A 20,059-nucleotide genomic window follows, 5' to 3' on the forward strand; every position below is an offset into this window, starting at 1 on the left:
TAACCTCGGCAATATTCCAAAAAAGTTTATAGATACCTGAGCTCTCCCTTATCTCCGTCCAGCCGCGCCATCCTGCCAATGGGCAGCACCCCATGGTTCTCCCCATGTCCGAAGTCGTCGCAGTACACCACAGGGATACCCTGCCGCTCTCCCAGCACCCTGAGCCTTGCGTACAGCTCCGGACAGGAACTGTCCCGGAAGTTCCCGAAGATAAGGCCTCTGACGGACCGCATAAAATCGCTCTGCTCGATATACCCCAGCATAGCGCTCACATGGTCCGGCCCGCCGAACTTCTCGTGGTCCTCTAAAAACAATATATGCGGCTCATTATTGTCCACCGGGAAATACTTCGTCCCCAGCAGCAGCGCGAAGTTCATCGTATACCCTCCGCACAGCACACCCTCGGCGGCACTCCCAGTGCAGGTTACCCACTCCGAGTTCTTTTCGTGGACAGTCATGCTGTCACTCAGGATATGCCCCTCAAAGTGCCGCCTATTATAGTCAGTCCATCCGGTGAAAACAGTGGGGTTCTGCCCATAGTAGGTCTCAAGGCCGGTATTGGCCCATATGGCATTTAAAATGCTTGTGCCGTCGCTGTAGCTGCAAATGCGCTTGGGGTTCTCCCTGAACAGTTCAAAGTCCAGGTACGGCAGCACCTCCGGCGCGCCCTCTCCCCCGCCGAAGAGTATATACTCAACGCTCTTATTTGCAGCAAGCTGGTTAAAGTCAGCGCCCCGCTCTGTATCTGACGCAAGATAGCCCCAGGTATCCTTATACATATTATCTGCCTGCACCACGGAGAAGCCCTCGTTCTCCATCCCCGCGATTATATTCTTATACTCTCTGGACCATGGTATCTCCTGCCCGGGCGCGGCCTCATACAGCGGCACGTGGCTAGGTGAGCACATACCGATAACGCCGCCCCTGCTAAGTGGCTTTGCTCTCATTTATCATCATTCCTTTCTCCATCCATAGGCAGCTGGAACCAGAAGGTGCTGCCCTTCCCCAGCTCGCTTATGACCCCATAGCTGCCGCCGTGCAGGTCAAGCACGTTCTTCACTATTGACAGCCCCAGCCCTGTGCCCACCTGGGCCCGCCTATGCTCCCGGTCCACCTTATAGTACCTGTCCCAAATGTCCTGGAGCTTATCGGCCGGAATGCCCTCGCCGGTATCCGTCACGGATATGCGCACGTTACCGTCCAGCACCTCCTGGGTGAGCGAGACGGTCTTGTCCTCCCCGGCATAGTTCACGGCGTTATTCACCAGGTTATACACCACCTGGGATATCTTCAGCTTGTCCGCCGTAATATATGCCTCTTCCTTCGGCTCAAAGGGGAACTTAAAATCCGCAAGCTTGTCATAGCGGGTGAGTATCTCCCTAATGCTCCCGGTGAGGTTAAAGCGCTCCTTCTGCAGCTCCAGCACCCCGGCCTCAAGCCTGGACAAATCCAGAAGGTCGTTTACAAGGTCGTTGAGCCTTCCTGCCTCGTCTATAATTATCTGCACGTTCTCAGGGGTGTTCTCCCCCGGCAGGTCCCGCATGACCTCGGCATAGCCTTTTATCATGGTGAGTGGCGTGCGCAGGTCGTGGGAGACATTTGCCAGAAGCTCCCGCCTGAGGCCGTCGGTTTTTGACAGCTCGTCCGCGGCAAAGTTCAGGGTGTCCGCCAGGCCGCTCACCTCCCTGGAGCCCCTGCCCTCAAAGTGCACGGAATAGTCCCCGCCGCCCAACCGCTTCGCGGATTCGGTTATCTCCGTGATGGGCTTTGCTATACGCCGGGATATAACCACCGCAAGGGTTATGCCCAGCGGCAGCAGTATCAGCGTCAGGCACAAAAGCTGCACTGTAAGGGTCTCCACCGTAGAGGCCAGGGGGGTTATCTCCGTCTCGATAATCACAAGCCTGTGATTACCCGCCGGGGTACGGGCAGTCACGGCGTACAGCAATAGCCTCTCGCTGAATATCCGGGTGTACTCCCCTCCAAGCAGGTTGACCTCCTCAAAAAGGGCGGCCCGCTCCATGCGGCTGAGCCCATAGGCCAGGCTCTCTGTGGTAAAGCCATACTTATAGCCCACATACTCCCTGCCCAGCTCGTCGCTGACGAAAATGCTGGCCCCTGTACCGGCGCAGAGCTCATAGGCGGCGGACATCAGCTCGTCGCTGTCAAGCCTGCGCGCCACCTGCTCCGAGATTCGCTTGGCCTCTGTTGTCTTTATGGCCTGGTAAAAGGGCGTGAGCAGAAATATCTGGAACACCCACAGCAGCGCCACCGTCACCAGCGCGAATATGCCGAAGCCCACAGCCATCTGAAAACGCACCCCCGTGCGCCTTTTTGCTCTCATGGCTCCTGGGCCTCAAACCTGTACCCCACGCCCCTGATGGTGACAATAAACCTGCTGTATGGCCCAAGCCTGCGCCGCAGGAGCTTTATATGGGTGTCCAAGGTGCGGTCGTCCCCATAGAAGTCATAGCCCCAGACATTTGTGAGCAGCTGCTCCCTGGTCAGCGCCAACCCCCGGTTTTTCATTAGGTAGGTGAGCAGGTCATACTCCTTGGGCGAGAGCTCCACCCGCTCGCCGTCCACCGCCACAGTTCTGGCCCCTAAATCCACCGTAAGCCCCTCAAAGCTCTCCGTCTGCCTGGGCTGGCTCACAGCGGGGCGCACCCTGTTCATAATGGCATTCACCCTCATCATCAGCTCCTTGGGGGAGAACGGCTTCACAACATAGTCGTCCGCCCCCAGCTCAAAGCCGTGAATCTTGTCGTACTCCTCCCCCCGGGCCGAAAGCATAAGCACCGGCGCGGGGGAAATCTTCTTTATCTCGGCGGCGGCGGAAAATCCGTCCAGCTCCGGCATCATCACGTCCATAACTATTATGTCGAAGGCCCCCGGGTCCCGGCGGCAGAGCTCCACCGCCTGCATACCGTTTTCGGCCTCTGTGACCTTATGGCCCTCAAACTCCGCGTACTTGCGGATAAGTGTGCGTATTTTCTCCTCGTCGTCCACTACTAATATACGGTAGATAGCGGTGTCACTCCTTTCCTGCCGTCTGCCTTTTTATTGTATATGAGCTTGTCCTGGGTGCAATCCCAACGCCGTTCCATATGCGTTCGCCCAGCTTCCCGTCCTCGGGCGTTTCCGTAATATACCCGCTCTCCATGCCTGAAATCCGCAGCTCCTGCCTGTCCATCTCCACACAGACGCTCAGGGCGTTTTTATAGCGGACTATGCTTTCGCACCACATATAGCTGGCTGAATTCACAAGATAATAGGGCACGCCCTCCGCTACCCGGAAGTCATCGCCATGGTCGTTGCCGTTCATACAGAGCAGCACGTCCCTGCCCCGGAACCTCTCCCGGACTCCGGCCTGCCCGCACACCCCGCGCCCCGGGAAATCATTTATCAGGCTGTGGTGTGAAAATATCACACAGCTTTTGCCGCAGTCCAGCTCCCCGCTCAGCCAGTCCAGTTCCTCCGGCGGGAGCACAGGGTAACGGACGGTGCTATCCCCGCGCTCCTTGTAGTTCCTGCCATAAAGCGGTATAAAATCCCCCTCCCTGTATATATAACAGGTGTTGAGTACAATAAACTTCACGCCGCCAAACTCAAATGAGTAATATGGCCTTTTGAGCCCCAGAAAATCCATCACCTCAGCTAACGTATGCCTGTCAGTATCGTGGTTTCCAACCGTATGGTGCACCGGCACACCCACGCTCTCCAACTCCCTAAGTATCCAGCGGTTTTCCTCTACCGGCGGGCACAAATCCCCCAGGGAGATTATGAAATCCGGCTTCTGCTCCCTGGCCCGGGCCGTCAGCTCTACTACGCGCCTGCCGTCGCTCTCCACCTCTCCGTGGTGCAGGTCGCTGAAGACGAAAAAGCGTATCACTGTTTGCCTACCAGCCGCTCCCTGCACTCCAGATACTTCTCCCGGGTCCTTCTGACTACCTCCTCGGGCAGCTCCGGGGGCGGGGTCTTGCCGTCGAGCCCGTTCTCAGTCAGCCAGTCCCTGACGTACTGCTTGTCAAAGCTCTCGGGTGAAGTACCGGTTTTATAGGCATCCCTGCTCCAGAACCGGCTGCTGTCCGGGGTCAGGACCTCGTCGCCAACTACCAGCTCGCCGTTCTCGTCCAGGCCAAACTCGAACTTGGTGTCGGCAATTATTATACCCCGCTCATAGGCGTAGTCATATGCCCGCTTATAGAGGGCCATTGCCGTGTCACAGACCTTTTTTGCCATGTCATGGCCCAGCTTCTCCTCCATATACTCGAAGGACACGTTCACGTCATGGCCCTCCTCAGCCTTAATGGAGGGGGTGAGGATGGGCTCGGGAAGCTTCTCCGCCTGCTGCATACCCTCCGGGAACTTCGTGCCGCAGAAGCCGCCGGTCTTCTGGTACTCCTTCCACATGGAGCCGAAGAGATATCCCCTGACAATAAACTCAAATGGGAGCATTTTAAGCTTCTTTACAAGTATCGTGCGCCCCTCAAACTCCGGGCCCTGCAGCTCCTCAGGCATATCCTTAAGGTCCTCAGAGACCATATGATTTTTCACGATATCCTTTGTGTAACCAAACCAGAACGAAGACAGGGAATTGAGCACCCTGCCCTTATCTGTGATAGGCGTGGGGAGTATCACGTCGAAGGCAGAAATACGGTCCGTGGTGACAATGGCAAGCCTGTCCTCTGAAACCTCATAGACCTCGCGTACCTTGCCGCTGATGATTTTTTTCATTTTGCAACCGTCCTTTCAGTTTTTTACCAGTATAGCGCAAATCCGCAAGATTTTCAAGTACCTCCGGCCAACGGCGGCTAGTGCCCGGAGGGCTTGCGGTCCAGCATATCACGCTCGGCCCCCAGGTCCGCCCGGATGAGCTTTACCAGTACAAAGCCCATTGGCAAAAGTATGGCCCATACCGCCCTCTCCTCCAAAAGCGGGCATAAGAAGGTCAGCACAGCTGCGCCGAAAAAGAAAGCAGATACCATCCCGGCGTGGATAAGCCCCCGGCGCATAGCCACGCCGTCCTTTTTGCCCACCGCCTTTGCCAAACCTACTCCAATCTGCCGGATATGGTTCGTGCAGAAGGTTGTCGCCATGGGAATACCCTCCGCCTGGCGGAAGGTGTTGTACTGCATTGACGCAATAAAATTGACAATGACCTGCACTACCTGATGGGGCACTGACAAGGGGATAAAGCCTATAATAAGCAGGACCACAGTTTCAAAAATAATCAGGCAGGTATCAAAGCGCAGAAAGCCCAGCTTCCTCACCGGCGACGGCAGTATCTCCGACACAAAGGCGCCCAGAAGGTACGCCGATATAGGTATCAAAAAATAGAGTCCGCCCAGCCAGTCGCCCTTCCCGAAGCTTATTGCCATAACCACCACATTGGCTGTCTGGGCGTTACAGAACACGCCCCCGCGCAGGACATATGTATAGGTGCCCATCATACCGGCGCTTGCCATAAGCAGGGCGTAAATCGTTTTCTGCTCACAAACAAGATAGTCCTTTTTTAAATCAGCTTTCATAATAAGTAAACACTCCCTACGGTCTAGTTTTTACAGGATTTACAGGATAAGTATAAAATGTTTACGCCAAAATTGCAAGACAGGGCTGCAAAGCCGTAAATTTTCACTTTTTTACATTTATTTTGCTTTATTTCTCTTTCCCTATTGAAAAACGGCAAAAGATAATGTAAAATAAATTTACCGACATCTAGGGAGTGAAGCCTTATGCCTATCAAAGCCATACCTGTTTATTTCAAAGAAAGCCAAAGCGAGCCCGTAAATTTCTGCCGCAAAATCCACCTGGATAACGGCGTCACCCTGCTTTTCGACAACCTCCGGGGCATAGCTGAGGGCAGCGACGGAAAGACCTACCACCCGGTCTGCCGCGAGCTGCCTGGACCTGAGGGGGATATCGAGGTCCTGGGCTGGAGCACCGAAGCTGATGGCGAGACCTTTTTGCGTGCAGAAACCACCTGAGCCCGCCCCGATTCACCAGTCCGGCATAATGGGAAACTGCTGTCCACAGCCGTACTACCTGCAATTCTTTCGGGAAAACCGCCGCCAGAGTAAACTCTGGCGGCGGTTTGGCTTATTTGTTGATTGGCGAGGGTTGGGTATAGGGTGGTACTGAAAATTTTTGCTTGTAAATTATTGGCATGTATAAAATTTGCGCACCCACTTTGTTGGGTGCGCAAATTTGTTGTCCACAAGAGTTGGCGGGGCCAACTCTCACGCTGGATGGTGCGGGCGACAGGACTCGAACCTGCACAGTCTCCCACCAGAACCTAAATCTGGCGCGTCTGCCAATTCCGCCACGCCCGCACGACTATTTTATTATACCTCCTTTTCTCAAAAAGCGCAAGGGGAAATTTCAGTCTAGCCCTTGCTTTTTTTTTCAAAATATCGTATCCTTATCCTTGCGGCCGGGCTTTGGCCGCGGTCAGTCGTGAAATCCTGACCTTAAACAAAACTAAGGGGCCGGGGCCCACAGAGCCTTTTATGAAGGGGCGCCGGAACCGAAAATTTGGAGGAATGTTAATGTCAAGCTCAAGGAAAGTTCGTTATATCGCTGTAAGCGCGGTCATCGCGGCTATGTACGCCGGGCTTACATATCTTGCGGCAGCCATGAATCTGGCCTACGGGCCGGTACAGTTCAGGTTCTCCGAGGCGCTTACAGTGCTGCCGGTGTTTACCCCTGCCGCTGTACCGGGCCTCATGCTGGGATGCCTTATCGCCAACCTCACAAGCCCCTTTGGGATAGTGGACTGGGTGTTCGGCACGCTCGCCTCCTTTGTGGCGGCAGTGGGTACCCTATCCCTCTCCAGGGTGCGCTATAAAGGGATTGCCTGGCTGGCTCCCCTGCCGCCGGTTATCGCAAACGCCGTGATAGTCGGATTTGAGCTCTGCTGCTTCTCTGAGGCCGGGGTGTTCAGCTGGGGCAACGCTTCACTGGCAGGCTTCCTGGCCGGGGCGGTCTCGGTTGGCATTGGCGAGCTGGTGGTCTGCTATGCTCTCGGGGTGCCTTTGATGATAGCCATTGAAAAGACAGGCCTTAACAGGCTTATGGCCAGCGCCGGATAAATTATTTGATTTTGCTTTGAAAGGCGGGCGGGTGAATTGACATATTTTACAAGGCGGACGCTTAATACGGTAAAAAAGAGCGCGGCCCCTGTGAGGGTGATAGTGGTGAGCTTTGTGCTGCTGATAACCGCCGGGACCCTGCTCCTGACACTGCCGGTGTCCTCGGCCGGCGGCACCTTTACCAGCCCTCTGGACGCCCTGTTCACCGCGACTTCAGCCACCTGCGTGACCGGCCTCTCGGTTGTGGACACCACCGGATACTGGTCCCCCTTCGGGCAGGCGGTGGTCCTGCTGCTTATACAGCTGGGGGGCCTTGGCCTCTCGACCTTTGCCACGGCCTTTTCGCTTCTTGTGCACAGGCGGCTGGGCCTTCGTGAAATGCTTCTCACCGGCGAGGCCTCTGGCAGCGACATGCCGGACGCCGCCTCGCTTTTAAAGCTCATGCTGTTTTTCACCTTCGCCTGTGAGCTCTTAGGTGCAGGCCTTCTGATGCTGCGCTTCGTGCCAGAGTACGGCATAGGCGGGATATGGCCCTCTGTATTTGTGTCGGTCTCCGCATACTGTAACGCCGGTTTTGACATACTGGGCTTTGTGCCCGGAAACTCCAGCCTCACGGCCTTTACCGGCGACCCTTTAGTTTGCCTGACAATAGACGCGCTCATAGTTACCGGCGGGCTTGGGTTTGTGGTGGTGCGGGACATATACCAATGTAAGCTTGTCTCTCCCCTAAAGCACCAGGGCCGCAAGCGGCTGAATTTCCACTCCCAAGTATGCCTGCGGGCAACCTGTGCCCTTTTAATAGCTGGCACGCTGGGCTTCCTGCTGATGGAGTCCGGCGGGACCATGGCTGGCCTGAGCTTCCCGGCAAAGGTAAATACGGCGCTGTTTCAGTCTGTAAACACCAGGACGGCAGGCTTTGCCTCTGTGGACATCGGCGCCCAGGGCAGCTTCACAAAGGTGCTCTCCATAGCGCTGATGTTCATAGGCGGCTGTCCTGGCTCCACGGCAGGCGGCATGAAGACCACCACCCTTGTGGTGCTGCTGGTGACGGTAATCTCTACCCTTCGTGGCAGGAGCGAGGCCGTTGTCCTCAGGCACAGATTTGCCCCCGGGGTTGTATACAAGTCCTTAACCGTGATTCTCCTGGGGCTTGGCGTGGTGTTTGCGGACGCCTGCGCCTTTACGCTTTTGAACCCGCAGATACGGTTCATTGACCTTTTGTATGAGGCGGCCTCTGCCTTTGGTACGGCGGGCCTTAGCGCGGGGGTGACAGGTAAGCTTGAGCCCCTGTCCCGAATCATCCTATGCCTTACCATGTTCATCGGAAGGGTGGGCCCGGTGTCCTTCGGCCTGTCTATAATGATGAAGTCCAAAAGCGCACCGAGCATTTTGCCCGAGGGCCGGATGCTTATCGGATAAAGCTGTGAAAGATAATAAGCCCAGTTTAAGTCAATAGAAAAAACACCGTGCGAAAGCCCCGCACGGTGCTTTTTTTATTATACTTTATTCCCCGCCCTCAACATATTCCAGTATGTCCCCCGGCTGGCAGTGAAGGGCCTCGCAGATAGCCGCCAGGGTGGAGAAGCGTATGGCGCTGACGTGGTTGTTCTTGAGCTTTGAGAGGTTCACGTAGGTAATGCCCACTTGAGCGGCAAGGTCATTAAGGGATATCTTTTTCTCCACCATCAGGCGGTCCAGGCGCAGTATTATCTGTCCCATAGGCTTACACCAGGCCGTCCTGTTCCTCCTGCATCTGTACACCCTGGGCGAATATCTGGGCGACGCAGAGGACTATCACGCCGATTATTGCGTTGTCCAGCTTAATATTCACAGCGAATGTTATTACATCCCGGACGAATATCATGCCAAGCAGCGCAAGGAGAAACTGCAGAAGGACAGTTGAGAGAAAGAGAAAGCCAGCCCTGCGAAGCTTCTCCACATTCTCCCAGCGGAAAGGGGGCCGGGTCTTGGAGTATTCCAGCACGGCGTATATCCTGTTAAATGCCGCCGCGCTTATTATGGCCTGGGCACAGCCATAGAGCAGATACAGCACCACGCCTGAGATACTCACCTTGCCCCCGACAGTGTATGCGGCAACATCGTTTACAGAGAAGCTGACGCCATAGAAATATATACTAATTGGCTTGCCGGAGACCGTGTCCGGGTTTATTATTACATGGAATATAAGGACAAAGAAGACAAAGGCTGCAATGATAAATGAGGCCTGGAGAATCAGGGCTATAACTGTTGCGGCCTTTGTCCACGAAGCATTGCGGGCAGCCATAAAAGACACCTCCACTGAGTTTATGGCTTCATTATAGCCCATACTATATTGCTTGTCAATATATATTTATCGTTTATCGATAATATCTTCTAAGGCGGCAGCGTCACCAGCCAGGTACTTCGCCCCGTGCTCCAAAAGCTCCTCTTCTGTGCGGAAGCCCCAGAGCACCCCGCAGGAATCCATGCCGGCGTTTTTTGCCGTGTCCATGTCCACTCCGCTGTCACCGATATACAGCACGTCCCCGGGGGACACCCCCAGCTCCCGCGCCATAGCCAGGGCCGCGGTGGGGTCTGGCTTAGCCGGGACGCCCGGAAGCTGGCCGCGGACGGCTCCGGGAGTGTCCCCGTAGAGCTTTGAGACTATGGCCCGGGTCATATTGTCCGGCTTATTGGAGAGGACCCCCAGCCTAACGCCATTTGATTTAAGCCTTGAGAGCAGGCCCTGAAGGCCCGGATAGGCCGTCACAAGGTGCATGGGCCGGCTCTCATACCGGCGGTCGTACTCGGCGCGGAAATTTTTTATTTCAGCCTCGCTTAAACCGGCGCCAACCCGGGCCAGCATCCGGCGTATCAGCATGTCCGCGCCGTTGCCCACCAGAAGTTTGTATTCCTCCGGGTCGATGGAGGGATACCCAAAGGCGTTAAGCGTACCGTTGCCGAAACAGGCTATGGATTGGAGGGTGTCGGCAAGGGTGCCGTCCAAATCAAAAATGCAGGCTTTATATGGCATTTATATTACCTCGGTTCCTATTGTATTGACAATATTATAGCCCAGCCGGAGCCGAAAAGCAATGGGGCGGCTTGAATCCGCTTGGAGCCCGTGGTATAATCATGAGAAAAAGCGCAAGGAGATGTCCTCATGACAAGAATATTCATACACGGCACCGGGCATAAGGCGGCAAGCTGGAAGGAGACGCTCTCATATATGCAGGACTCCGTAGATACTCTCTGCCCGGACCTGGGCTCTATTCTAAACGGCAGGGATGTGGTCTATGAAAACCTCTACTCCGCCTTTGCCGAATACTGCGCCGGGGCCGGGGAGCAGGTCCAGCTTTGCGGGCTGTCCCTGGGCGGAGTGCTGGCGCTGAACTACACCCTGGATTTCCCGGAGAGGGTGGAGTCCCTGGTGCTTATCGGCACTCCCCACAAGGTGCCGAAGGCGGCGTTGGCCTTTCAAAGCGCTATCTTCCGCCTCATTCCCGGGCGGGCCTTTAAGGACATGGCCTTTGACAAGCGCGGCACCTTTTCCCTGACAAGCTCCCTGAAGGATATGGACTTCAGCTCCAGAACGGGGGAGGTACGGTGCCCCACGCTGATAATCTGCGGGGAGAAGGACAGGGCCAATATTGAGTCGGCGCGGTTCCTAGCCCGTGGCATTAAGGGTGCGGAGCTGAGGATTATCGAAGGTGCCGGGCACGTGGTGAGCGAGGAGAGGCCCGAGGCGCTGGCGGGGGTGCTGACGGACTTTTTCAGGAACGTCGAGAGGCATTAAACATACCAAAACAAAATGTAATGTCAAACCATGTTTGTATAATCGACCTGGTTGATTTTAGCGGGGCAAAGTGATACAATATTTTTATTAGCCTAAAGAAAACGAGGGATATCCATGGATTATAGCAAAAAAGCTTTGGAAATGCACGAAAAATGGCGTGGAAAGATACGCATTGAAACCCCCTGCCCCCTAGACGGCCGGGACGACCTGTCGGTGGCATATACCCCCGGGGTAGCCGCGCCGTGCCTTGAGATACAGAAGGACCCGGAGAAATCCTTCACCTATACCCGCCGGGGAAACCTGGTGGCAGTTGTCACCGACGGCACGGCAGTGCTGGGCCTCGGGGATATCGGGCCCGAGGCGGGAATGCCCGTTATGGAGGGAAAATGCGCGCTGTTTAAGGCCTTTGCAGGGGTTGACGCCTTCCCTATCTGCATACGCTCCAAGGACGTGGACGAGCTGGTGCGCACTGTGGAGCTTATCGCCGGGTCCTTCGGCGGGATAAACCTGGAGGATATCGCCGCTCCCAGGTGCTTTGAGGTGGAGCGCCGTCTCAAGGAGCGGCTTGACATACCTGTCTTTCATGACGACCAGCACGGCACCGCCGTAGTAACGGTGGCGGCGGTGATAAACGCCTTAAAGGTCGTGGGCAAGGAGACAGGCGGGGTCTCGGCGGTGGTAAACGGCGCGGGCGCGGCGGGGACGGCCTGCACAAGGCTGCTAATGGCCCTGGGCCTTAAAAACGTGGTGGTCTGCGACAGGCAGGGGGCTTTATGCCCGGGCGAGTCTTGGATGACCCCCGCCCAGGCTGAGCTGGCGGAGGACACCAACCCTCAGAGAAAGCGCGGTACCCTATCAGAGGTGATAAAGGGGGCCGATGTGTTTATGGGCTTCTCCGCGCCGGGGTGTGTCAGTAAGGAGATGGTGCAGTCCATGGCGAAGGACGCTATCGTGTTCGGGTGCGCCAACCCCACGCCGGAGATATTCCCCGACGAGGCGAAAGCGGCTGGGGCCAGGGTCGTGGGCTCCGGGCGGTCGGACTGTGTGAACCAGATAAATAATGTGCTCTGCTTCCCCGGCATTTTCAGGGGCGCTTTGGATGTGCGGGCCAAAGAGATAAACGAGGAAATGAAGGTGGCGGCGGCAAGGGCGCTGGCGGGGATAATCCCGGACAGTGAGCTCAGCGAAGATAATATTATCCCCAGCGCCTTCAATAAGGAGGTCGCGCCCGCTATTGCGGGGGCCGTGGCTCAGGCCGCGAGAGAGACCGGTGCGGCGCGCACATAATCTTAGTGAATATTCCCGACGGACAAGAGCCGGAAATATATATTTAAGTTATGAGAGGAATGGTTCGTATGGAGAAGCAAACAAAAATCTATAAGATAGCCGCTGTAAGCGTGTTCGCGGCGCTGGTGTTCGTGTCGAACTACTTGAGCGTGCCCGTACCGGTGGCAATCGGGAGCGTGAGCCGCATACACCTGGGCAATATCTTCTGCCTGCTGTCCGGCTTTGTGCTGGGGCCGGTGGGAGGAGGGCTTGCCGCGGGCATTGGCTCGGGACTATATGACCTGACGAACCCGGCGTATATTACAAGCGCGCCATTCACCTTTGCATTCAAGTTCCTGCTGGCGGCGGCATGCGGGCTGGTGGCTTATGCCAGGGGGGCCAGGGCAGAGAACCATGTGCAGAATATCGTTGCGGCTGTGGCGGGCAGTGCCACTTATATGGTGCTGTACTTGGGCAAGGCGTTTGTTGAAGGGATGATGCTTGGCAGCGAGATTGGCGCGGTGCTGACCGCTGTGGCGACGAAGGCGGTGACGTCCAGCATCAATGCGGCTATTGCAGTGGTGGTGTCGGTGCCGCTGTGCGCGGCAGTAAGGCTGGCGCTGAAGAAAAGCAGGCTGTTGGAGAAGATGGGGTAAAAGTTTCGTCAGCCTTTTCAAAGGTTGCAGGGTTTGGGGCCGTTGACATTCCCTGCGCGAAGCCGCCCCAAGGTCTTGGCTTTGAGCGAAGCGAAAAAATCTGCTCCCTTATCCAAACGGATAAGGGAGCAATATTTTTATCTTTTACGCTTTAGCAAAATCACTGCCGCCACTGCTATAGCCAGATACATCACCCCAAAAGCCACAAACTGCCGGATTTCCACCGGATAAGGCGACATCGGCCACTCAAGGAGCGAAGCCCCGCGGGTAAAAATCCCGGCCAGCATGGAACAGGGCATAAACGCAACTCCCATAATCATAAGCAGCTTTGTCCAGAAGCTGGGCCGCTGGTCCGACAGGACACGGCCGAAAAAGTACCCGGCGATACCCACCGCCTGGATAATCATAGAGCTGAAGGCGTCGGCAAGATTCTGAGAGCTATACCAGCTTGAGCACCCGGCTATCACTCCGATAGCTACCATGACCGGCGCTCCGACATAGAGCACCCGGCTGCCCAGGCGGGCATCGTCCTGGTCTTTTGCGGGAGCCGGCTCAATCCCCTTTAAGAGGAAGTCGGTAGTCACCTCAAATATCTCGCTCAAGGCTATCACCTTGTCAATGTCGGGCATAGACTGCTCGCTCTCCCACTTGCTGACTGCCTGGCGGGTGACGCCCACCCTGTCCGCCAGTTCCTCCTGGGACATGCCCCTAATCTTTCTCAGGGACTGGATACGGTCTGACAAGTTCATGCTGCAACACTCCTTTGGATTTAGTATGGCTTAATATTACAGCATGAGCCGGTTGCGGGGCAAGAAAGCAGGGCGGGAAATGTGTCAACCGGGGGTTGCGGGGGGTCATTCCTCCGGAATTAAAGGAGGAACAGTGATATTCCAACGGACACACCCATCAGCACAGCGCCGGGCGGAGGCGCATTTGTCGGCAGCTGAGCGTTTATGGGTATTGCAGAGACAATAGACGTAGTTCCGTCGGCGTAGGTGAGGAGAGCGGAACCGGACTGATTGGGTTCTATAGACACGATAGGATTATCCGGCTCGGAGAAGCGCTTGTAGTACAGCTGCTTCAGATACGCCGAATCTTCCGCAGGAGCGCCCCCTTTTGAGTCTGCCTGCGCGGGTACCGCCAGGGATGAAAATACCAATATAAGGGCTGATAATAATGTAAACAGCTTCCGGACTGTCTGGGCTTCCATTGACTGTCACCTCAATTCTTTAATATAAATTATACAGTGACTTTTAGGTTTTGCCAAGACATAATTTTAATTTTTTCAATCCTCCAGCTGAGCCGTATAAAGATGGTAATACTTCCCCTTCTTCTCAATGAGCTCCTTATGGCTGCCCATCTCCGCAATACCCTTGTCGGAGATATAGAGTATGCGGTCGCAGTTTTTGATGGTGGAAAGGCGGTGGGCGATGATGAAGGAGGTGCGGCCCTTTAAGAGGGCGTTCAGTCCCTGCTGGACCAGTCTCTCGGTTTTGGCGTCAATAGAGGAGGTCGCCTCGTCCAGTACCAGAATCTTCGGGTCGCTGAGTAGGGTTCTCGCAAAGGCCACCAGCTGACGCTGGCCCTGGCTGAGCCTGGAGCCCCGCTCGTTCACCTGGGTGTAATAGCCGCCCTCCATTTGGCTTATGAACTCATGGGCACAGACGGTCTTCGCGGCCTCTATGACCTCCTCGTCGGTGGCGTCCAGCCTGCCATAGCGGATATTGTCCATAATGGTGCCGGAGAATATAAAGCTGTCCTGAAGCATTATACCCATCTGGGAGCGCAGGGAGTGCAGGGTCACATTCGCAATATCATGGCCGTCCAGAAGCACCTGCCCGCCGGTGAGGTTATAGAAGCGGGACAGCAGGTTTACAACCGTAGTCTTACCCGCGCCCGTGGGGCCCACCAATGCTACGGACTCGCCGGGGTTCACGTTCAGATTAAAGTTTTCAAGGACATTCACTGTGCCGTCGTAGGAGAATATAACGTCCTTAAAGGTGACCTGCCCCTTAATTGGCGGCAGCTCAGCGGCATTCGGTGCGTCGTCCACAGTTATGGGCTCATCCATCATCTCGAAGATACGCTCAAGATAGGCCACGGCGTTTATGAAGGTGTTATAGAGGTTTGACAGGTTTAAAAGGGGCTGCCAGAAGCGCCAGGCGTATGAGGACAGGGCGATTATGGTGCCTATCTGCATGGTGGGGCCGAGTACCGTAAGGCCCACGATATACATTGCCCCCACGACCCAAACGGAGATATTGTCCACAGACACCCAGATAAGGTTAGAGGTGTACTGCGCCTTCATCCAGGTGCGGTAACAGTTCTTATTGAGCCGGTCATAAATTTCGGCGTTCTCCTCCTCCCTGGTAAAAGCCTGGGTTATTTTCATGCCGTCCAGGCTCTCGTGAAGGTAGGCGTTAAGGTTGGAGCTCTTGTTGGATACATCCTGCCAGGCCCTGCGCTGGGCGGGCTTTATTATCATAACCACTACCAGCAGCAGCGGCACGCCTGCCATAACCACCAGGGACAGACGCACATCACAGATGAGCATAAAGACGGCGATAAGCACCAGGTTAAATATCTCTAAAACAAAGTTTATAATGCCGTTTGAGAGCGCGTCGGAGACGCTGTTGATATAGTTTATAACCCTTGTAAGTATCTTTCCATGGGGCCTGTCGTCATAGAACTGGAATGGAAGCTTCTGCAAATGTGCAAAGAGGTCCTTGCGGATATCGTAGACAATGTCCTGGCCCACGGATATCATGTACTTGCTTCTTGCCCTGCCGAACATGATGGAGGTGATAATAGCCGCCAGCATACAGACGCTGAGCAGTACAAGCTCCTTCCAGTCCTTATTGGGCACGGACACATTTATGCCCCTCTGTACCAATAATGGGCCTACCAGGGCCGCCGCGGCCGAGACCGCGGAATAGAACAGGGACAGCACCATCTTTTTCTTGTGCCTGCCGATATATGTACCGGCCCTCAAAAGGTGTTTTATATTAAACGGGGTTTCCAGGTTCTCGTCAACGTCAAATCGGTTGCGCGCCATTCAGCCCACCTCCTTCTCAGCTTCATCCTGTCCGTTCTGTAAGAGGAATACCTCCCTATAGTACCCGGGCTTCTGGGACAGCTCCTGGTGGGTGCCAATGTCCGTGATACGCCCGTTCTCAATAACAACTACCTTGTCTGCCCGCTTGGTGGTGGATATACGCTGGGCGACGATTATCTTTGTGCAGGGGAAGTCCAGGCCTGCAAGCTGTCCCTGTATGTACTTCTCGGTCTCCAGGTCAACGGCGCTGGTGGTGTCGTCCAGTATCAGTATGCTCGGCCGCACAGCCAGGGCTCTTGCCAGGGCTATTCTCTGCTTCTGCCCCCCTGAAAGGCCGGTGCCGCGCTCCCCTATCACCGTATCGAAGCCCTCGGTCAGCTTTTCGGCAAAGTCCACATCCGCCATCTTTGCATAGCGCTTCACCTCGTCCTCAGGCATGGAGCTGTCGCCGTAGGCTATATTTCCGTCCACCGAGTCTGAGAACAGGAACACATCCTGGGTGGCAATGCCTATAGCCGAGCGCAGGGACTGTAAATCATACCGTCTTACCGGCACTCCGTCTATGGACACCTCCCCGTTCGTCACGTCCGCAAAGCGGGGTATAAGGCTTATAAGGGACGTCTTGCCGGCGCCTGTGGGGCCCATGATGGCCACGGTCTCCCCGGGGTTCACCGTGAGGTCGATGTCCCTGAGCACCTCGTTTCCGTGTAGCCTAAGGCCCGCGGACTTAAACTTTATCTCCCCCTTAATGCGCCCCTCAGGCTTTACTGCATCAGGCCTTGACACCACGGTGGACTTGGCGTAGTACAGCTCGATTATCTTGCTGCAGCTGGCGAAGAAGCGCTGAAGGTCGTTAAGGTGCATGCCCAGCATACGCATGGGGTCAGAGAGTGTCCAGGTCAGGCCGTTGAACATTGTAAAGGTGCCTATGGTTATCCTACCGTTAATAAGGAAAATGCCCCCCACTAACAGCACAGCTATAGACAGCGACTGGCTCAGGGTCTCTATATATGGGCTGAACTTCAGCCAGAGCAGGGAGGAGGTCTTGTTGGCCTCCCTATAGGCCTGGTTTTTTTCATCGAAGCGGGCTATCTCGTAGTCCTCCCTTGCGAAGGCCTTTACTACCCTGTTGCCCGATATGTTCTCCTGGGCGGCGGTGTTGAGCTCCGAGAGCTTCTCCCTCACGTCTACATACAGAGGGCGCACGCGCTTTGAGAACATATAGGTGAGGAAGAAGATAAACGGGGTCACAGCCAGCATAGTGAGGGCAAACTGCCAGTCGGTGACCAAAAAGGTGATGCCTGTGGTGAGGAACAGCACAATGCCGCTTATAAGCTGGCGTATCACCCAGCAGACCGCGTGGCGTATCATGTCCATGTCGCCTGTGAGCCGGGTCATCAGGTCGCCGGTGCGGTAGGTCCCGTAGAAGGCCTGGTCCTGCTCCTGCATGTTCTTGTACAGGTCCCGGCGCAGCTCGTAAATAAGCTTCTGGGAGCAGGTCTCATACATCATTATCTGCAGATACCCGTACCCCGTGCGGAACAGCACAAAGCCCACCAGTATAGCTACAAGCACGGCAAGCTCGTGCATAACCTCTGGGGTCACTACGCCCGATTCCTGTAAGGGGTTGAACACTGTGTCCATTATCCTGGCGGTTATCACGGAGTTGCCCAGGGCCAGGACAGCCAGGGCGGCGGTGGAAAACAGGGCGAACACATACCGGCGGTGGCTGCCCGCCATGCGTGCCCATACCCATCTCAGCTGGAACATTCTAAAATCCCTCCTCTGCTTTTAGCAGGGCCCCTTCCGAGGCGTTTATAAAACTTCAACCATTTTAGCTAAAGTAGAAAAAAATGCAAGAGGTTTTGCAAAAAAATTCATTTTTCAGCAGGTTGGCAAGTTTTTGCCCACTAAAGCATTTTCTTATGGGCATAATTGAATCCCCGCCCTCCATCTATAGGAAAGCGGGGATTTTCACTTAATCAAGCAGAGATTACTTTAACTCTCTCGTCTCTATCTCCTTCCGGGCCATGTCAATAAACGCCTGTGCGTCCATAAGCCCCAGGTCGCCCTCCCTGCGGTGGCGCACGGAAATCCCTGCGGACTCAATCTCCTTGTCGCCAGCCACCAGCATGTATGGGGTCTGCTGCACCTGGGCCTCCCGAATCTTGTAGCCTATCTTCTCGCTCCTAAGGTCGCACTCTACTCTCAGCCCGGCCTCCTCAAGCTTCGAGGTCAGGGCCCTGGCATAGCCATGGTGCTTCTCTGAAATGGGCAGCACCACCGCCTGCACGGGGCTGAGCCAGAGGGGGAACCTTCCGGCTAAATGCTCGGTGATAACGCCGATAAAGCGCTCGATGGAGCCAAGCACCACCCGGTGTATCATCACGGGCCTGTGCTTCTGTCCGTCCTCCCCGGTGTACTCCAGCTGGAAGCGCTCGGGGAGCTGGCTGTCAAGCTGGATGGTGCCGCATTGCCAGGTGCGTCCCAGGAAGTCAGCCAGGTGGAAGTCAAGCTTCGGCCCGTAGAAGGCGCCGTCCCCCTCGTTAATCACGAAGTCCTTGCCCATCTGGGTGATGGCCTGCTTTAAGATGTCCTGGTTTTTCTCCCACTCCTCCACGGTGCCGATATGGTCCTCGGGCATGGTGGAGAGCTCGATGGTGTACTTGAGCCCGAAGGTGGAGTACACCTCGTCAAATAGCCGCACGGTCTCCTGGATAACGTCCAGCATCTGGTCCGGGGTCATGAAGATATGGGCGTCGTCCTGGGTAAAGCAGCGCACACGGAACAGGCCGTGGAGGGTCCCGGAGAGCTCGTGGCGGTGCACAAGGCCCAGTTCCCCCACCCGCATGGGCAGCTCCCTGTAGGAATGGGGCTCGTTAGCGTAGACAAGCATACCGCCGGGGCAGTTCATGGGCTTTATGCCGAAATTTGTCTCGTCGATAACTGTGGTGTACATATTGTCCTTATAGTGGTCCCAGTGGCCGCTGCGCTCCCAAAGCTGGCGGTTCAGCATGATGGGGGTGCTTATCTCCATATAGCCGTACTTCTTATGGACCTCCCGCCAGTATTCTATCAGCTGGTTCTTCAGCACCATGCCCTTCGGCAGGAAGAAGGGGAAGCCCGGGCCCTCGTCTCGGAGCATAAAGAGGCCCTGCTCCCGGCCTATTCTGCGGTGGTCCCGCTTCTTGGCCTCCTCCAGCATCTGTAAATGCTCCTCAAGCTGGCTGGCCTTAGGGAAGGAGATGCCGTAAATTCTGGTGAGCATTTTCTTTGTGGAGTCCCCCCGCCAGTAGGCCCCGGTGATGGAGGTGAGCTTCACGGCCTTCACCCCGCCTGTGCTCATAAGGTGGGGCCCGGCGCACAGGTCACAGAAGTCCCCCTGCTCATAGAAGCTTATATTCTCGCCGTTCCCGCTGTGCTCCTCAATGAGCTCCTGCTTGTACTCCTGCCCGGACATCCTCTCAAGGGCGGCGGCAGGCTCCAGCTCAAAGCGGGTGAGTTCAGTATTCTCCTTGATTATCTTTTTAATCTCGTCCTCAATCCTGGGCAGGTCGTCCGGGGAGATGGACGCGGGCAGGTCAAAATCATAGTAGAAGCCGTTGTCAATAGCCGGGCCGATGGCAAACTTCGTGCCTGGATACAGGCGGCCCACTGCCTGGGCCAAAATATGGGAGGTGGTGTGCCAGTAGGCCTTTTTGCCGTCCTTATCGTCGAAGGTGAGTATCTCCAGCCTGCAGTCCTCGGTAATGGGCGTGCGCAGGTCGCATACTACGTCGTCAACTCTCGCGGCGCAGGCAGACTTATACAGCCCCATGCCGATGGACTTTGCCACCTCAGCGGGAGTCACCCCCCTCTCAAACTCCTTTGGCTGGCCCTTTAGGTCAATGGTAATCATAGCTTTTCTCCTTTCTGCCGGGACAGTAAAAAGCCGCCCCAGCGTAAGAGCCCGCATAAAGCAGGGCCCTCCCCTGGGGCGACGCAAGCCTTCACTGTGAAAAATTTAAGGCGCACCGCGGTTCCACCCGGATTCAAGACTTTACCGGCGCAAAGTCTCCTCTAAGGCCTGTAACGGGGCCGTCCGTCTGTCCTTTCGGCAGCTGCTCCAAGGCGGTACCGTGACCCTCCCCGCTGCCCGCGCTCCCAGCCCTTGGCGCGTGCTCTCTGGCGCGGTGAGAAATAGTTCCGGCGTCCTCTTCACTGCATTTTTATTACC

General features: G+C 55.7%; 20 protein-coding genes and 1 tRNA gene. 6 read left to right on the forward strand and 15 right to left on the reverse strand.

Features of this window, described 5'->3' with window-relative positions; all coding sequences use genetic code 11:
• Positions 1-26: 26 nt before the first annotated feature.
• The 6 genes from D5270_RS05890 to D5270_RS05915 form a co-directional block, all read right to left on the reverse strand.
• A complete protein-coding gene (locus D5270_RS05890; protein ID WP_166543194.1) occupies positions 27-947 on the reverse strand; it encodes a S66 peptidase family protein in 921 nt (306 codons plus the stop codon).
• Entirely contained in the window at positions 944-2,344 is a 1,401-nt protein-coding gene (locus D5270_RS05895) for a sensor histidine kinase (RefSeq protein ID WP_166543195.1), read from the reverse strand. The genes D5270_RS05890 and D5270_RS05895 overlap by 4 nt, the downstream gene beginning before the upstream one ends.
• A complete protein-coding gene (locus D5270_RS05900; RefSeq protein ID WP_161472207.1) occupies positions 2,341-3,027 on the reverse strand; it encodes a response regulator transcription factor in 687 nt (228 codons plus the stop codon). The genes D5270_RS05895 and D5270_RS05900 overlap by 4 nt, the downstream gene beginning before the upstream one ends.
• Positions 3,028-3,034: 7 nt before the next feature.
• The gene (locus D5270_RS05905; RefSeq protein ID WP_166543196.1) at positions 3,035-3,892 is read right to left on the reverse strand and encodes a metallophosphoesterase family protein; all 858 of its coding nucleotides are present in this window, start codon (positions 3,890-3,892) and stop codon (positions 3,035-3,037) included.
• A complete protein-coding gene (locus D5270_RS05910) occupies positions 3,889-4,737 on the reverse strand; it encodes a phosphoribosylaminoimidazolesuccinocarboxamide synthase (RefSeq protein WP_166543197.1) in 849 nt (282 codons plus the stop codon). The genes D5270_RS05905 and D5270_RS05910 overlap by 4 nt, the downstream gene beginning before the upstream one ends.
• A 77-nt stretch (positions 4,738-4,814) precedes the next feature.
• Entirely contained in the window at positions 4,815-5,531 is a 717-nt protein-coding gene (locus D5270_RS05915) for a YoaK family protein (RefSeq protein ID WP_166543198.1), read from the reverse strand.
• A 204-nt stretch (positions 5,532-5,735) separates the two neighbouring features.
• Between D5270_RS05915 and D5270_RS05920 the strand changes: the two genes are divergently transcribed.
• The gene (locus D5270_RS05920) at positions 5,736-5,987 is read left to right on the forward strand and encodes a hypothetical protein (RefSeq protein WP_166543199.1); all 252 of its coding nucleotides are present in this window, start codon (positions 5,736-5,738) and stop codon (positions 5,985-5,987) included.
• A 262-nt stretch (positions 5,988-6,249) separates the two neighbouring features.
• Here the strand turns inward: D5270_RS05920 and D5270_RS05925 are convergent.
• Positions 6,250-6,332, reverse strand: a tRNA-Leu gene (locus D5270_RS05925).
• 216 nt (positions 6,333-6,548) lie between these two features.
• Here D5270_RS05925 and D5270_RS05930 point away from each other — a divergent pair.
• The gene (locus D5270_RS05930; RefSeq protein WP_243150170.1) at positions 6,549-7,091 is read left to right on the forward strand and encodes a QueT transporter family protein; all 543 of its coding nucleotides are present in this window, start codon (positions 6,549-6,551) and stop codon (positions 7,089-7,091) included.
• Positions 7,092-7,127: 36 nt separating this feature from the next.
• The gene (locus D5270_RS05935) at positions 7,128-8,510 is read left to right on the forward strand and encodes a TrkH family potassium uptake protein (protein WP_166543201.1); all 1,383 of its coding nucleotides are present in this window, start codon (positions 7,128-7,130) and stop codon (positions 8,508-8,510) included.
• A gap of 84 nt (positions 8,511-8,594) precedes the next feature.
• Here the strand turns inward: D5270_RS05935 and D5270_RS05940 are convergent, their stop codons facing one another.
• From D5270_RS05940 to D5270_RS05950, 3 genes are all read right to left on the reverse strand, one after another.
• Positions 8,595-8,810: a helix-turn-helix domain-containing protein gene (locus D5270_RS05940; RefSeq protein ID WP_166543202.1), complete on the reverse strand. Its 216-nt coding sequence runs from the start codon at positions 8,808-8,810 to the stop codon at positions 8,595-8,597.
• Between the two features lie 4 nt (positions 8,811-8,814).
• The gene (locus D5270_RS05945; protein WP_166543203.1) at positions 8,815-9,375 is read right to left on the reverse strand and encodes a DUF2975 domain-containing protein; all 561 of its coding nucleotides are present in this window, start codon (positions 9,373-9,375) and stop codon (positions 8,815-8,817) included.
• A 66-nt stretch (positions 9,376-9,441) separates the two neighbouring features.
• Entirely contained in the window at positions 9,442-10,104 is a 663-nt protein-coding gene (locus D5270_RS05950; RefSeq protein WP_166543204.1) for an HAD family hydrolase, read from the reverse strand.
• 129 nt (positions 10,105-10,233) lie between these two features.
• Between D5270_RS05950 and D5270_RS05955 the strand changes: the two genes are divergently transcribed.
• From D5270_RS05955 to D5270_RS05965, 3 genes are all read left to right on the forward strand, one after another.
• Positions 10,234-10,866 carry an alpha/beta fold hydrolase gene (locus D5270_RS05955; RefSeq protein ID WP_166543205.1) on the forward strand — a complete coding sequence of 211 codons (633 nt, stop codon included), beginning with the start codon at positions 10,234-10,236 and terminating at the stop codon, positions 10,864-10,866.
• A 114-nt stretch (positions 10,867-10,980) separates the two neighbouring features.
• Positions 10,981-12,153 (forward strand): NAD(P)-dependent malic enzyme, encoded by a 1,173-nt coding sequence (locus D5270_RS05960; protein ID WP_166543206.1) that lies wholly within the window; start codon positions 10,981-10,983, stop codon positions 12,151-12,153.
• Positions 12,154-12,203: 50 nt separating this feature from the next.
• A complete protein-coding gene (locus D5270_RS05965) occupies positions 12,204-12,788 on the forward strand; it encodes an ECF transporter S component (protein WP_243150172.1) in 585 nt (194 codons plus the stop codon).
• Positions 12,789-12,925: 137 nt separating this feature from the next.
• Here the strand turns inward: D5270_RS05965 and D5270_RS05970 are convergent, their stop codons facing one another.
• The 5 genes from D5270_RS05970 to thrS all read right to left on the reverse strand — a co-directional run bounded on the left by D5270_RS05970 (position 12,926) and on the right by thrS (position 19,741).
• Positions 12,926-13,537, reverse strand: a complete 612-nt coding sequence (locus D5270_RS05970) for a helix-turn-helix domain-containing protein (RefSeq protein ID WP_166543207.1) — start codon at positions 13,535-13,537, stop codon at positions 12,926-12,928.
• A 119-nt stretch (positions 13,538-13,656) separates the two neighbouring features.
• Positions 13,657-13,998 (reverse strand): hypothetical protein, encoded by a 342-nt coding sequence (locus tag D5270_RS05975; RefSeq protein ID WP_166543208.1) that lies wholly within the window; start codon positions 13,996-13,998, stop codon positions 13,657-13,659.
• Positions 13,999-14,073: 75 nt separating this feature from the next.
• The gene (locus D5270_RS05980) at positions 14,074-15,843 is read right to left on the reverse strand and encodes an ABC transporter ATP-binding protein (protein ID WP_166543209.1); all 1,770 of its coding nucleotides are present in this window, start codon (positions 15,841-15,843) and stop codon (positions 14,074-14,076) included.
• Positions 15,844-17,613, reverse strand: a complete 1,770-nt coding sequence (locus tag D5270_RS05985) for an ABC transporter ATP-binding protein (RefSeq protein ID WP_166543210.1) — start codon at positions 17,611-17,613, stop codon at positions 15,844-15,846.
• Between the two features lie 223 nt (positions 17,614-17,836).
• Positions 17,837-19,741, reverse strand: coding sequence for a threonine--tRNA ligase (gene thrS / locus D5270_RS05990; protein ID WP_166543211.1), 1,905 nt, complete (start codon positions 19,739-19,741; stop codon positions 17,837-17,839).
• Positions 19,742-20,059: the final 318 nt, after the last annotated feature.

It is taken from the genome of Acutalibacter sp. 1XD8-36, from assembly GCF_009917525.1.
GTDB lineage: Bacteria > Bacillota > Clostridia > Oscillospirales > Acutalibacteraceae > Acutalibacter.

Bases quoted from the DNA above. Each gene is read 5' to 3' on its own strand.
- D5270_RS05985 (WP_166543210.1), bottom strand. From the start codon at position 17,613: ATGTTCCAGCTGAGATGGGTATGGGCACGCATGGCGGGCAGCCACCGC.
- D5270_RS05970 (WP_166543207.1), bottom strand. From the start codon at position 13,537: ATGAACTTGTCAGACCGTATCCAGTCCCTGAGAAAGATTAGGGGCATG.
- D5270_RS05890 (WP_166543194.1), bottom strand. From the start codon at position 947: ATGAGAGCAAAGCCACTTAGCAGGGGCGGCGTTATCGGTATGTGCTCA.
- D5270_RS05975 (WP_166543208.1), bottom strand. From the start codon at position 13,998: ATGGAAGCCCAGACAGTCCGGAAGCTGTTTACATTATTATCAGCCCTT.
- thrS (WP_166543211.1), bottom strand. From the start codon at position 19,741: ATGATTACCATTGACCTAAAGGGCCAGCCAAAGGAGTTTGAGAGGGGG.
- D5270_RS05980 (WP_166543209.1), bottom strand. From the start codon at position 15,843: ATGGCGCGCAACCGATTTGACGTTGACGAGAACCTGGAAACCCCGTTT.
- D5270_RS05955 (WP_166543205.1), top strand. From the start codon at position 10,234: ATGACAAGAATATTCATACACGGCACCGGGCATAAGGCGGCAAGCTGG.
- D5270_RS05920 (WP_166543199.1), top strand. From the start codon at position 5,736: ATGCCTATCAAAGCCATACCTGTTTATTTCAAAGAAAGCCAAAGCGAG.
- D5270_RS05915 (WP_166543198.1), bottom strand. From the start codon at position 5,531: ATGAAAGCTGATTTAAAAAAGGACTATCTTGTTTGTGAGCAGAAAACG.
- D5270_RS05930 (WP_243150170.1), top strand. From the start codon at position 6,549: ATGTCAAGCTCAAGGAAAGTTCGTTATATCGCTGTAAGCGCGGTCATC.
- D5270_RS05940 (WP_166543202.1), bottom strand. From the start codon at position 8,810: ATGGGACAGATAATACTGCGCCTGGACCGCCTGATGGTGGAGAAAAAG.
- D5270_RS05960 (WP_166543206.1), top strand. From the start codon at position 10,981: ATGGATTATAGCAAAAAAGCTTTGGAAATGCACGAAAAATGGCGTGGA.
- D5270_RS05895 (WP_166543195.1), bottom strand. From the start codon at position 2,344: ATGAGAGCAAAAAGGCGCACGGGGGTGCGTTTTCAGATGGCTGTGGGC.
- D5270_RS05950 (WP_166543204.1), bottom strand. From the start codon at position 10,104: ATGCCATATAAAGCCTGCATTTTTGATTTGGACGGCACCCTTGCCGAC.
- D5270_RS05965 (WP_243150172.1), top strand. From the start codon at position 12,204: ATGAGAGGAATGGTTCGTATGGAGAAGCAAACAAAAATCTATAAGATA.
- D5270_RS05910 (WP_166543197.1), bottom strand. From the start codon at position 4,737: ATGAAAAAAATCATCAGCGGCAAGGTACGCGAGGTCTATGAGGTTTCA.
- D5270_RS05945 (WP_166543203.1), bottom strand. From the start codon at position 9,375: ATGGCTGCCCGCAATGCTTCGTGGACAAAGGCCGCAACAGTTATAGCC.